Source organism: Desulfonatronospira sp. MSAO_Bac3 (assembly GCF_003838035.1).
Classification (GTDB): Bacteria; Desulfobacterota; Desulfovibrionia; order Desulfovibrionales; family Desulfonatronovibrionaceae; genus Desulfonatronospira; species Desulfonatronospira thiodismutans.
In genome coordinates this window covers 1-11569 of sequence record NZ_QYZY01000223.1, presented here as the reverse complement: position 1 = coordinate 11569, position 11569 = coordinate 1, and the positions used below count along the sequence as shown (strand labels likewise).

Here is an 11569-nt window from a genome sequence, read left to right as displayed (position 1 = left end):
CCGCTGCCGGACTGACCCAGATAGTCCCGGACCAGGTCCCTGGACAGCTCTTGTGTTTTGACCTTCATGCTGTTCAGGTCCACGTAGAGAATCCTTCCACACCACCCATACCATTTATCCCGCATCCCGGACCTCCTCTTTTTCCACTTGCAAGGCTTCGAACAGACAGGCAGTAACGCATGCAGGCTCCAGCAGGGAGCAGGCCCCCGGGGCCTGCTTGCCGCAGAATCTCTCCTGGCATTCCATGTTCAAAAGCGGGTATTCAATACCTGCTTCCTCGTCCTTGATGATATGAATACCCGCCCGCCTGGGGTTAAAAGGCGGCTTATCCCACCAGGCGCAGGCCGTCTCGCAGGCCCTGCAGCCCCGGCATTTCTCAGGGACAATATTTATCTTTACCACCAGATCCATTTCACCTCCCTTGTCTTTAAAAATTCAACGATCAATCAGTTGCACACAAAAAAATCCCCGGGCTGGCATACAACTATGCCCTCCCGGGGATTTACCATCTCCCTTCAGGTGAAAACAAACCGCGGCAGGTCTTCTGGCTCGTGGATCAGCTTACTCTCCGCGCCTTCCCCTGAAACTTGCCATTCCCCGAAGATACCGGGAAATATGTCTCAAAGTGGCTGAGTGCGGATTTCATCCCCACTGACAGCGGCGGGACCGCGCCGGACTTGCACCGGCTTCCCTTTTAAGGCCTTACGGCCACCACAGATTGTAAAATGCGCAAGATTTGACAGCAGGGTGCACCAAGCTGTCTGAAAAAAACAGATACCCAATCGTCTGCAATGGGTCAACTCCCTGCAAACAGCTAAGTTGAGCTTGTCTTCTTTCCGCTATTAAGTTATTTTTACCACTCATCCTTACAATCGCCTTTATTTTATCATTATGGGTATCTTACTGCCGTGGCTATTCAGCAGGCTTACCGGCACGTCTTCTATCCCAGCCGGAATCATGTGTAAGGAGCAGATGTAGACTTGGGACATACAGTTATAGAGGTCCAGACTGCCTCGGAAACTCCAGGCAATGGACAAAAACAGGACCGGAGCCTGCTTTGTACTGGCTAATGCGGAGGCATCCTCATGAATGCACTTCCCAACATTGTCGACAGCGAAACTGGCCAGGGTCTTCCCCGCTATGACCTGCGGGTTGAAAACCACGGGCCAAGTGATTTGGAGTTTGAGATTTGGCAGATACCCTACAACGGAACACCGGATGTCAAAAAGCCGCTGCGCATTTCCGGCCTGCGCGGCCGTAATCTGGCCCTGATTGAACACCGGGTGCTGCGTCTTCTGGCTAAGGCAGGAATTCACCTGGGCGGACTGAATATACAGGACTAGGCTCGCTATGCCTTAAACGAAGATCAGGCCCTGAATCTGGGTCTTCTTTTCCGTACCCTGGCTCCCATGCGCAATCGGGAGAACATGCCAATGGTGGCCGACGGAATTGAGGCCATGGGCAAGGAAGAGGCCGCCTATTGGCTGGGTATGGCCATGCACCGCAAATATCCCAGACGGGTGCTCATGGCTCTGCGCTTTTTGCTCATTGATCCCAAGGCCAGGATGAAGGACTGAGCAGCATGCCTACCCCGGTGTATTATCATGAAGGCAAATTTCCACCTCCTGAATTGGACTGGGCCCGCCTCATACCATTTATTGGTCCTGCCAACGCAGCAGTAGCCAGGTATGATGGTATCTTGTCCGCTGTACCCAATGCCAATGTCCTCCTGACGCCGCTTATGACTCAGGAAGCAGTGCTGTCCTCCCGAATTGAGGGGACCCAGGCCACCTTTGGCGAAGTTTTGGAATACGAGGCAGAGCATGATAGATCCAGAATTCAGCCCAGAGCGCAAAGAGGATATCGGTGAGATTTTGAATTACCGGCGGGCTATGCATGCTGCGCTGGATATGCTCAAAGAACTGCCCCTTTGCCAAAGAGTGATCAAAAGAGCGCATGAAGTCCTCTTGCAAGGAATGCGAGGGACGGGCAGATCACCGGGAGAATACAGAAAAGGTCCGAACTGGATCGGCTCTCCAGGATGCAGCATTGAAGAGGCCACATTTGTACCTGTTTCAGCTGAAAAGCTCCCGGATGCCATGCGGATCTGGGAAGAATACATCCATGCCCAGGCTCCTCAGGATAAGCTCGTTCAGTTAGCTTTGCTTCATGCAGAATTTGAAGCCCTGCATCCTTTCTTGGATGGGAATGGCCGATTGGGACGGATGTTTGTGCCTCTGTTCATGGCTCAGGTCGGGCTCATTTCCAGCCCTATGTTTTATATCAGCGCTTATTTTGAAGCCAGACGCGATGAATATTACGAGCGGCTCTTGGCTGTCTCCCGGGATAATGACTGGACTGGGTGGAGCATGTTCTTTCTTCAGGCTGTCCAGGCCCAGGCTGAGGATAATCTGCGCAAGGCTCAGGCCATCTTAAGCCTGTATGATTCACTCAAGCATCGTTTTACTCAATTGACCCATTCCCAGTACGCTATCCACGCCTTGGACTGGATTTTTCAGCGGCCGATTTTTCAGAGCTCTGATTTTGCGTACAAATCATCAATACCTCCGGCCACAGCAAAAAGAATGCTGACGAAACTCAAGCAGAACGATATGCTTGTTGAAATTCAGCGTGGAGGAGGACAACGTTCTGCTGTCTTGGCCTTGCCGTCCTTGCTTCGTGTAGCAGAATAGAATTTTGTGGCTCACGTATTATCCACAAACTGATTTGTGGCTCATAAATCAAATTTGGTGAGCCACAAGGTTATTTTTTCGGGGGCTGGCAGACGTCAGCTTGGTCCTCGTAGTCGGGATCGGTATTGGAAGCTATCGATCCAGATTTCGATCCCCATACCGATGAAGATTGAGTTGCCATGAACATTTAACTGTGCTTTCGGAAATAGAAGATGTATCCGGTCCGTGTGACCACAGATGCAGACTACTTTGACCAAAATCCGGAGAGTACAGAACCGTGGTCGCCTGGGATTCCTTTATTCCCAGTAAGTGAAGAGATCTCAGAAGGTGAGATTGTAGACAGAGACAGGTTTTTGAAGGTGATCAAAGACGCATAAGTAAATAAATGAAAACGGGGTCTGTTCTGAAAAAACAGATACCCAATCGTCTGCAATTGGTCAACTCCCTGCAAACAGCTAAGTTGAGCTTGTCTTCTTTCCGCTATTAAGTTATTTTTAACACTCATCCTTACAATCGCCTTTATTTTATCATTATGGGTATCTTACTTAGGAGGAAATCTTAAACCTCCAGCCTAAAGGAGCGAAAGCAAAACCTTATCAAGTACGACAAGCAAGGTATATTATTTTGAGGTATAACCTTCAAGCTGGAGAACAATAATGGATTACAAATACGAAATGATCATCTACTGGAGCCAGGAGGACGAAGCCTTTTTGGTTGAGGTTCCGGAGCTTCCAGGGTGCATGGCTGATGGGCAGTCCTATGAAGAAGCTGTGGCCAATGCCCAGGTGGTCATTGAAGAATGGATAGAAACAGCCCGGGAGATTGGCCGACATATCCCTGAGCCCAGGGGACGGCTCATGTATGCGTGATGTTTGTTGCTAATGGAGGTCTGGCTCGACTCTGCTTTCTGACCAGGACTGGAAGGTCAAGTATCCTGAATTGACTTTTTGCAGTCACATCATGTTATACTTTCTGTTTGTAATTCATGGGACTGCATCAAGCCTTGGACTCAGCTTTAACAGGCAGACTGAAGAAGAAAGTTGTCCCCTGGTCCACCTTGCTCTCCACCCAGATCTTGCCCATATGCCCCAGAATAATCTTGTGCACTATGGCCAGGCCAAGTCCTGTGCTTTTCTCTCCCTCAGGGGTCTTGACGCTGGTTTTGGTAAAGGGCTGATAAAGTTTCTGGATGTCTTCTTCCGGAATGCCTGGCCCTTTATCCGTAACGGCAACTGTTACATGCTCTCCGCTCAAAAACACGTGCACCTTGATCAGGTTGCCTTCCGGAGAAAATTTGATGGCGTTGGACAGCAGGTTGTGCATCACCTGTTCAATCTTCATGGAGTCCAGTTCCACATAGGGTATGGTCTCAAAATGCTCCAGCCGGATCTGGATCTTTTTCTTTTCAGCCAGGATCTTATTTATATCCACAACGGATTTGATGAGAGAGATTAGATCAGTGGACTGAAAGTCAAGTTCCAGTTTGCCGGCTTCTATCCGGGCGATATCCAGCAGCTGGTCAAGCAGGGAAAGCATGAAATTGCTGGAAGTGTGGATGAGCTCCAGAAACTGGATGTATTCGTCACTTAAACTGTCTCTGGCCTCTTCCAGCAAAAACTCGCTCAGGTTGCGGATGGCCCCCAGGGGATTGCGCAGATCGTGGGCAGCCATGCCCAGGAAGTGATTCTTTAGTTCGTTCAGCTTGGTCAGCTCAATGTTTTTCTTCTGAAGTTCCCGGTTCAAGTTGCTGAACTCGTTATTCAACTGGACCAGGTTCCTGCGCAGTTCCTCTGTCTCCAGGTGATTTAATTCGCCTACAGCCAGAATTTTTCCGTTCTGTTCCATAAAACGGAAGTAAAAAGTCTGGGGAAGACCGGAATGGGAATTGACATTGAAAAGGTGCTGCTCGTCCTCCTGCTGCAAAGCATTTTGCAGGTCAAAGGAACCGGTGAAATCCACAATCACCTCGCTTAGCAGTCTGCCTGTGACATCCTTGCCTACAAGATTATGCGTAAACCTGTTGGCCTGCTGGATTCGACCGTCTACATCAAGGGTCATAAGAATAATCGCCGCGTGTTCAGCGAGATAATTATTCAGGGCCTCACCGGAAAAATCAGGAATCATGTTTTTACTCATATTGTTGCAGCATTTTTTCCAGTTCTTTAATTGAAGAAATATATTGCACCCTGGAATACTTATCCTGTATATCGGATCCTCCCCAACGAAAGGCCTGTCCTCCTACAATAACCTGCTGACCCGGAAGCTCGCTTTCCAGCCTTTGTAAAACATTGTGCAGATAGTCCATATTAAAATAGACGCTCATGGAAAGTGCTACTATCTCCGGCTGCTTGTCCCGGACAATATCCAGCAGATCCTCTACAGGCGTGTTTGCACCCAGGAAATAGCCATCCCAGCCATTAAGCTCAAAAATATCGGCCACCATTTTGCCTCCGATCTGGTGGTACTCGTTTACCAGACAGGAAACCACGGCCTTTCTGCCCACATGCTGGGCGGCAAAAATTCTGGGATAGGCCAAGCTTAGCACACTTTCAGTAATTGTGGTGGCCATATGTTCTGTGGCCACTGATATACGGTTGGTCTCCCACAGATAACCTACTTCGTAAAGGGAAGTCTGAAACAGATCCAGGTAGAGATCATAAATGGACACATCCCTGTCCAGAAGGTCCTTGACTATCTTTGTGCATTCCTGTCGATTGCCTTTGAGCAGGTTCTGAAGATAGTTATTGTAAATTTCACTGGTTATCATGGTAGTTACCGGCCTTATTTTGAAGAGGTAGTAACCCTGAACAAGATCCGTGTCAAACTCCATGGTCCTTACTATTTCCACATAAATTCAACCCCTTCGCTCAAGACCATGACTCCAAGCTGATGCCCCATCTTGAAACTCACCCCGATGATCATGATATCCTCTAATACCCACCGGCAATACTTCTTGCATGCAGGTTGTTGCTGATAAAAAATCAGCCAAACCGGTCAAAAAATTATTGAAATTATTTTTTGCCTCGTATAAAAAAAACTTCTGCGCAATACTTGTGCGGTGCTTAAAAAATGGCATTTGCCGCGGACTGACAAGGAACAATACGCTTTTGCCCTGCTTTACGGCCCATTCAGGACTACCTGCTTCCGGACTGCAAACGGGCTCAAAGCGGGTTAAAAGTATGGCTTTCGGACATTTGGTCAGAAACACGTTTCTATGGAGGGCAGACCGCATGAAGGTACTGATCGCGGAAGACGAGTTTTACAACAGATGGGTGCTGAGCAAAATGATGGCCAGTTACGGCAACTGTATCGAAACAGACAACGGCGAAGAAGCAGTACAGACTTTTTGCTGGGCCTGCAGAAAAAAGGAGCCTTACGACCTGGTTCTTCTGGACATAATGATGCCCGCACTCAACGGATTTGAAGTTCTGGAGCGTATCCGGGCGTTTGAAAAGGAAAGCGGCATTGAAAATCTTCAGAAAACCAAAATTGTCATGTTGACCTCACTGGAAGAACCAGAATATATTGATCAGGCTTTAAACGAATACGGTGCTGATTCCTACCTGACCAAGCCTGTTCAACTGGAAACACTGCGCCAGGTCTTGACTGACCTGGGCTTTTTTCCTCAAGAGCTGGACATGCAGCAGGAAGCAGTATAACAAACAAAAATCCTGGGAAGAGTTTTTTATGTCCGGCAGGCCTTATTGTGTTTAAAAGTTAATCAGCGGAAACGGTCCCACTGGATGAATAAACAGGATTGACCGGACCGGCACCTCCCAGTCAAATAACAACACAATAAGCCGGTACCAAAATACCCGGGCCAGGTCCCAGTCCATATGGACATTATCAACTTCACTCTAAATAACGCCGGCCTGGTTCTGGAATACACCTTCAATCACCTGTCCCTGGTTCTTATAGTTCTGCTTATTTCCCTGGCCCTGTGGATATCAACCGGCCTGATTATAAGCTGGCACGACAGGCTGGCCGGGACAGTCATCAGCCTCAGCAATATACTCTTTTGCATCCCCAGTATTTCCCTTTTCGGCCTGTTCATGACCATGCCCGGATTCGGCCTGGGCAGAAATACCGCTGTTGTTGTCCTGGTGATTTACGCCATGATGCCCCTGGTACGAAGCGTTTATCTCGGAGTCAAATCAGTGGATGCCTCTGTCGTGGACGCCGGTAAAGGCATGGGCATGACCCCGTTGCAGATTTTACTGCAGATACGGATCCCCATGGCCTGGCCCATGATTTTTGCCGGCATGCGCGTGTCCATTGTCATTGTCACTGGAATTGCCACCATGGCCACCTTTATCGGCGAAAAAAACCTGGGCAGACTCATTCACCAGGGGATCACCAGAGGCGACTCGGACATGATAATTACCGGGGCGATTATTGTGGCCTGCATGGCTCTGCTTCTTGATTTTATAATGGCCCGCATACAAAGAAGGGTGATCTCTCCAGGCCTGAGGTTTGATACTTAAAGCTGACACATGATTGAACTTATAAACGTTACCAAAATATTTCCGGGGGCACCATCGCCTTCAGTGGACAATGTATCCTTCAGGGTGAACCAGGGAAATATCTGTGTGCTTCTTGGCCCCTCCGGATGCGGCAAGACCACCATCCTGCGGATGATGAACCGTCTGGAAGAACCAAGCAGTGGCAAAATCCTTATAAATTCGGAGAATACCCTCAAGTCAGACCCTTCGGCACTGCGCCGCTCCATTGGATATGTAATCCAGCAGACAGGGCTGCTGCCGCACAGAACCGTGGCCAGGAACATTGCCCTTGTGCCAGGTCTGCTGGGTTGGCCTCAGGAAAAGATAAACAGCAGGGTGGATGAACTGCTGAAACTCATGGGCCTTGATTCAGGGGATATAGCTGACAAATACCCCCATCAGCTGAGCGGCGGCCAGATGCAGAGGGTGGGTGTAGCCCGGGCCATGGCTGCCGATCCTCCCATAATGCTTATGGACGAACCATTTGGAGCAGTGGACCCCATAATCCGCATCAGGCTGCAGGACGAGTTTTTGAAGCTGCAGCAGCAGGTTAGAAAAACCATCTGTTTTGTGACTCATGATATAAACGAGGCCATCAAGATGGCTGACTACCTGATTATTTTCAACCAGGGCCGCCTGGTACAGATGGGTTCTCCCGTTGAAGTGCTTACCAGTCCAGCGGATGACTTTGTACTTAGTCTCATCGGAGATGACCGGGGGGTAAAGATTCTTGACCTGACCAGAGCGGAAACATTAATGGAGCCGGCAGATAATATTTCAGATGATCTGCTGGGATCCGGCTGTACAGTGCAGTCCTACCAGCCTGTCAAACTGGCCCTGGAAGTAATGATGAAAAAAAACCAGGACCGGGTTGGAGTCTGTCGGGGCAATCACCTGGCAGGAACTCTCAGCTGGTCGGACATAAAAAGACATATCAACAAAGTAAGCGGGGAAGAAAGTGAGCTTTGATCCGGAGCTTTTTATTCATGCCATGAGCCACCGGGCACCCCCCTATATCCTGGAGCACCTGAACCTGGTACTGATTCCCATGTGTATAGCTGTACTCATCGCCCTGCCCACGTCAATCATGCTTACAAGACCTGCGTACCGCCGCTTTACTTCCAGGATCATGGCAGTATTCAACGCCGGGCAAACCATACCGCCTCTGGCGGTAATCGCCATATTTTTTCCTTTTCTCGGCCTGGGTTATGCACCTGCTATCCTGGCCCTGAGCATTTACGCCCTTTTGCCCATTGCCCGAAACACCATCACCGCAATTTCATCTGTGCCCCAGGACGTCAAGGAGGCGGCCAGGGGCATGGGTATGACTCCATGGGAAGTTCTGAGGAAGGTTGAGCTTCCCCTGAGTGTCCCGGGCATCATGACCGGGATAAAGACCTCTGCCGTTCTTACCGTGAGTACTGCCGTCCTTGCAGCTCTGGTGGGCGGCAAAGGGATGGGCGCTGTTATTTTTGCAGGCATAAATTTCTTCCAGGCGGAGCTTATCCTGGCCGGGACTGTTTATATCGGAATAATGGCTGTTTTAATTGAACGTATGCTTACTTTACTGGAATGGTATCTATCCCCGAGTCATTTAAAATAAGAAATGCAGACAAAAAGGAGTGATCATGAAAATGCTGAACAAAATAATGCTGCTGGCGGTGCTTGCAATCCTGATTTTACCAGGATGCGGCTCTGATGATACCGGCAAGGGTGAAGCAAAGCTCAAACTGGCCAGCTCTGCCGAGTGGACCCAGAGATCTGACGGGTTGCCCAATTTCCAGGAACACTACGGTTTTGAGTTCCCTGAACTGGCAGTGGTAGACCTTGGACTGGCCTACCAGGCAGTTGGGGAAGGGCTGGCCCACGTGGGCATAGGAGATGCCACCGAAGGCCGCATTGTCAAATACGACCTGGTAGTGCTTGAAGACGACAAGGCCTTTTTTCCGGCCTATAACCCCGCTCCCCTGGTTCGAAAAGATATCCTGGAAACATATCCAGAGCTGGAAAAAATCATGCAGGAACTGTCTTCGCGCCTGGATCTGAAAACTCTGAGCATGCTCAACAAAAAAGTATCCATTGACAATGAAATGCCCCGGGATGCTGCCAGATATTTCCTGCTGCAGGAAGGGCTGATAAAAAAAGAACCACCTGAACAAAAAGACGCCGGTGAGATTGTAGTGGGAGGCAAGACTTTTACCGAAGCGCTGACCCTGGGTTACCTGACAAGATATTTACTGGAGGACCGGGGATACAAGGTTGTGGACGAAATCGGTCTTGGCGAGACTGCTGTCATCACCCCGGCCCTCTTTTCCGGGCAGATAGATATTTACTGGGAATATACCGGCACCGGCCTTATGAATGTAATGGGTTACGATGAAGTGGTCACTGTCCCCCGGAAATGCTATGAACTGGTAAAAGACTGGTATCTGGAAAACCATGACGTGGTCTGGCTGGATTATGCCCCTGCCAACAATACTTTTGTCCTGTTCACCTCCAGAGAACTGCATGAAGAACATGGCTGGGAAAAGATATCAGACCTCGGAGAGTACGTGTCGCGATAGCCTGCTCTTTTGCCGCCCTTTGAACTGCTTGCCCGGAAGCCGGGTTGCTATTTAATATTCTGGATAAAGCTTTCCAGGTCATTTGCCTGGCCTTCCCGGTAATCTTCCGGGTAAAGCAGCTGCCGCATGAAAAAGACACTGCCGACACCCATGGCCTGCTGTGCATTGTTGGCAAAGGTGCTCAGCCTTTGTTCCACAGCACTTCTGGTTTCATGAGGCAGCTGATCCACAAAAGGCTCCGCCGCTTCAGGCAGGCCGGCAAGTATTTGCGCTTTTTGTTCCAGAAGGGATCTGTGCTGATCCAGGTCGTAGCTATCTTCAAGTGTTTTGTCGGCCTTTTTCTCCAGTTCACGGATTTTTTCCGCCTGCTCCGAAAGCTTGTCTTTCAGGGCGTCCAGTGGGGAATCTGACATTGCCAATCTCCTTTAACTGTCAGCGCTTGGGCTGTGGCATGGGGACTGTCCCCTGCTTTCCTTAAAAGCACTATACAGATATTTTAACTTCAACATGATTTTATTCAGGGACAATACCTCTAAGCATTGCCCAGGCCAGACCAAGCCGTTCATAAAACACCCTTTCAGTCTTGGCAAGGGCACCTGCACTGGGAAAGTAATCCCAGGGATTGTACAGCTTCTCCGGTGCCCTGAAATCTGTCGGCGAAGGTACCGGATCCATACCTTCAGACCTGAATATGATCATGGACCTGTGCATATGTGATGCAGACGTTACCAGCACAAAAGACTCATCTCCCACGATATCCCTGACCAGGCGGGCCTCGTCCTCTGTATCCCTTGCATCCGTGACAATCAGAATATCGCTTGCATCAATGCCCAGCTCAACAGATGCCATTGCGGCCAGCTCGGAACTAGCCACAGGATACCTGAACCTGCCGCCGGTGAATACCAGGGTGGCCTCGGGATACATATTTTTAATCCTTACCCCCTCCACTACCCTGAACAATGATGAACCGCTCAGCAGGGAACTGGGGGGCAGACCATCCTGCAGAAAATGACCAGACCCCAGCACCACGATATATGATGTAGCTGACACGTCGTTATGCTGCAAAGGCTGATACTTCTGCTCCAGGGGCCTGAGCATTCTGTCTGCCACGGGCTCTACTGAAACAGCACCCAGAAAGACAGTGCCTGCCAGGATGAAAACAAATCCCGTCCGGTTTCTTTTGAAGATGATAAAAATAAGCCCCAGCAGGATGACCTGCAGGGCAAGAGGCAGCGGAAAGACCAGCCTGGAAACAACTTTTTTCAAAACAAACAGAGCTTCCATATATCATCCTTGCTATTGCAAGCAACTGATTAACACTCCAGCCAAACTTTCTCACAGCACAACTAAACTCTGTACAGGATCATGGGCACGGTTTCAACTCCCATCCTCAGCTTATGAAGTGCCGGGAAAGGAAGGGAGCTAAATATCGAACCACCCCCGACCCCTCCTTAACCAAGGAGGGGAGCAGATCGAGGCACGGCAGCACTCTGTAGCATGCATCTGTATAAATACTCCTTCTGGATCGTGATTAAACTTCCACCACCCAAATAGTCCAGGCCACGGTACAGCTCCCCTCCTTAGCCAAGGAGGGGGCGGGGGTGGTTGTATGAGATCCCTTCCTTATAAACATTCCAGAAGCGCACCACCCAAGTAACTCCTGGCCACGGTAAATCTCCCCTCCTTGGCCTGGGAAGGGCCGGGGAAGGAAGGGAGCTGATTATCGAACCACCCCCGACCCCTCCTTAACCAAGGAGGGGAGCAGATCGAGGCACGGCAGCACTCTGTAGCATGCATCTGTATAAATACT

13 protein-coding genes, 1 pseudogene and 1 riboswitch are annotated in these 11569 nt (G+C 49.7%); of the genes and pseudogenes, 9 read left to right on the top strand and 5 right to left on the bottom strand.

The genetic code is table 11. The features are described 5' to 3' along the window. Nucleotides 1–114 precede the first annotated feature (114 nt). Nucleotides 115–411: a 4Fe-4S dicluster domain-containing protein gene (locus D5S03_RS07625; RefSeq protein WP_287043317.1), complete on the bottom strand. Its 297-nt coding sequence runs from the start codon at nt 409–411 to the stop codon at nt 115–117. Nucleotides 412–517: 106 nt separating this feature from the next. After that, nucleotides 518–731: riboswitch (cobalamin riboswitch) on the bottom strand. Nucleotides 732–1085: 354 nt separating this feature from the next. Between D5S03_RS07625 and D5S03_RS13835 the strand changes: the two are divergent. The 4 genes and pseudogenes from D5S03_RS13835 to D5S03_RS07600 all read left to right on the top strand — a co-directional run bounded on the left by D5S03_RS13835 (nt 1086) and on the right by D5S03_RS07600 (nt 3562). After that, nucleotides 1086–1577: pseudogene (locus D5S03_RS13835) on the top strand (DUF7680 family protein). A gap of 5 nt (nt 1578–1582) precedes the next feature. Then, complete coding sequence (locus D5S03_RS07610; RefSeq protein WP_287043312.1) at nt 1583–1870, top strand: Fic/DOC family N-terminal domain-containing protein; 288 nt, start codon at nt 1583–1585, stop codon at nt 1868–1870. Then, nucleotides 1824–2693, top strand: a complete 870-nt coding sequence (locus tag D5S03_RS07605; protein WP_287043311.1) for a Fic family protein — start codon at nt 1824–1826, stop codon at nt 2691–2693. The genes D5S03_RS07610 and D5S03_RS07605 overlap by 47 nt, the downstream gene beginning before the upstream one ends. A gap of 656 nt (nt 2694–3349) precedes the next feature. Next, complete coding sequence (locus D5S03_RS07600) at nt 3350–3562, top strand: type II toxin-antitoxin system HicB family antitoxin (RefSeq protein ID WP_008868505.1); 213 nt, start codon at nt 3350–3352, stop codon at nt 3560–3562. Nucleotides 3563–3689: 127 nt separating this feature from the next. On the opposite strand, the gene D5S03_RS07595 is transcribed toward D5S03_RS07600, so the two are convergent. Both D5S03_RS07595 and D5S03_RS07590 read right to left on the bottom strand, forming a co-directional pair. Further along, on the bottom strand, nt 3690–4829 hold the full coding sequence (locus D5S03_RS07595) for a sensor histidine kinase (protein ID WP_050775104.1): 1140 nt from the start codon (nt 4827–4829) through the stop codon (nt 3690–3692). Further along, nucleotides 4822–5541: a cobalamin B12-binding domain-containing protein gene (locus D5S03_RS07590; protein ID WP_008868507.1), complete on the bottom strand. Its 720-nt coding sequence runs from the start codon at nt 5539–5541 to the stop codon at nt 4822–4824. The genes D5S03_RS07595 and D5S03_RS07590 overlap by 8 nt, the downstream gene beginning before the upstream one ends. Before the next feature lie 382 nt (nt 5542–5923). Here D5S03_RS07590 and D5S03_RS07585 point away from each other — a divergent pair, with 382 nt between their 5' ends. The 5 genes from D5S03_RS07585 (at nt 5924) to D5S03_RS07565 (ending at nt 9759) form a co-directional block, all read left to right on the top strand. Beyond that, on the top strand, nt 5924–6352 hold the full coding sequence (locus tag D5S03_RS07585) for a response regulator (RefSeq protein WP_008868508.1): 429 nt from the start codon (nt 5924–5926) through the stop codon (nt 6350–6352). Between the two features lie 177 nt (nt 6353–6529). Further along, nucleotides 6530–7177 (top strand): ABC transporter permease, encoded by a 648-nt coding sequence (locus D5S03_RS07580; RefSeq protein ID WP_008868509.1) that lies wholly within the window; start codon nt 6530–6532, stop codon nt 7175–7177. A 9-nt stretch (nt 7178–7186) separates the two neighbouring features. Then, a complete protein-coding gene (locus tag D5S03_RS07575; RefSeq protein ID WP_287043308.1) occupies nt 7187–8164 on the top strand; it encodes an ABC transporter ATP-binding protein in 978 nt (325 codons plus the stop codon). Then, complete coding sequence (locus D5S03_RS07570; RefSeq protein WP_008868511.1) at nt 8154–8798, top strand: ABC transporter permease; 645 nt, start codon at nt 8154–8156, stop codon at nt 8796–8798. The genes D5S03_RS07575 and D5S03_RS07570 overlap by 11 nt, the downstream gene beginning before the upstream one ends. A 25-nt stretch (nt 8799–8823) precedes the next feature. After that, complete coding sequence (locus tag D5S03_RS07565; protein WP_287043305.1) at nt 8824–9759, top strand: ABC transporter substrate-binding protein; 936 nt, start codon at nt 8824–8826, stop codon at nt 9757–9759. 47 nt (nt 9760–9806) lie between these two features. Here the strand turns inward: D5S03_RS07565 and D5S03_RS07560 are convergent, their stop codons facing one another. Then, nucleotides 9807–10172 (bottom strand): hypothetical protein, encoded by a 366-nt coding sequence (locus D5S03_RS07560; RefSeq protein ID WP_287043304.1) that lies wholly within the window; start codon nt 10170–10172, stop codon nt 9807–9809. Between the two features lie 100 nt (nt 10173–10272). Further along, the gene (gene elyC, locus D5S03_RS07555; RefSeq protein WP_287043302.1) at nt 10273–11043 is read right to left on the bottom strand and encodes an envelope biogenesis factor ElyC; all 771 of its coding nucleotides are present in this window, start codon (nt 11041–11043) and stop codon (nt 10273–10275) included. Nucleotides 11044–11569: the final 526 nt, after the last annotated feature.

Bases quoted from the DNA above. Each gene is read 5' to 3' on its own strand.
- elyC (WP_287043302.1), bottom strand. From the start codon at position 11,043: ATGGAAGCTCTGTTTGTTTTGAAAAAAGTTGTTTCCAGGCTGGTCTTT.
- D5S03_RS07625 (WP_287043317.1), bottom strand. From the start codon at position 411: ATGGATCTGGTGGTAAAGATAAATATTGTCCCTGAGAAATGCCGGGGC.
- D5S03_RS07575 (WP_287043308.1), top strand. From the start codon at position 7,187: ATGATTGAACTTATAAACGTTACCAAAATATTTCCGGGGGCACCATCG.
- D5S03_RS07600 (WP_008868505.1), top strand. From the start codon at position 3,350: ATGGATTACAAATACGAAATGATCATCTACTGGAGCCAGGAGGACGAA.
- D5S03_RS07585 (WP_008868508.1), top strand. From the start codon at position 5,924: ATGAAGGTACTGATCGCGGAAGACGAGTTTTACAACAGATGGGTGCTG.
- D5S03_RS07610 (WP_287043312.1), top strand. From the start codon at position 1,583: ATGCCTACCCCGGTGTATTATCATGAAGGCAAATTTCCACCTCCTGAA.
- D5S03_RS07580 (WP_008868509.1), top strand. From the start codon at position 6,530: ATGGACATTATCAACTTCACTCTAAATAACGCCGGCCTGGTTCTGGAA.
- D5S03_RS07595 (WP_050775104.1), bottom strand. From the start codon at position 4,829: ATGAGTAAAAACATGATTCCTGATTTTTCCGGTGAGGCCCTGAATAAT.
- D5S03_RS07605 (WP_287043311.1), top strand. From the start codon at position 1,824: ATGATAGATCCAGAATTCAGCCCAGAGCGCAAAGAGGATATCGGTGAG.
- D5S03_RS07565 (WP_287043305.1), top strand. From the start codon at position 8,824: ATGAAAATGCTGAACAAAATAATGCTGCTGGCGGTGCTTGCAATCCTG.
- D5S03_RS07560 (WP_287043304.1), bottom strand. From the start codon at position 10,172: ATGTCAGATTCCCCACTGGACGCCCTGAAAGACAAGCTTTCGGAGCAG.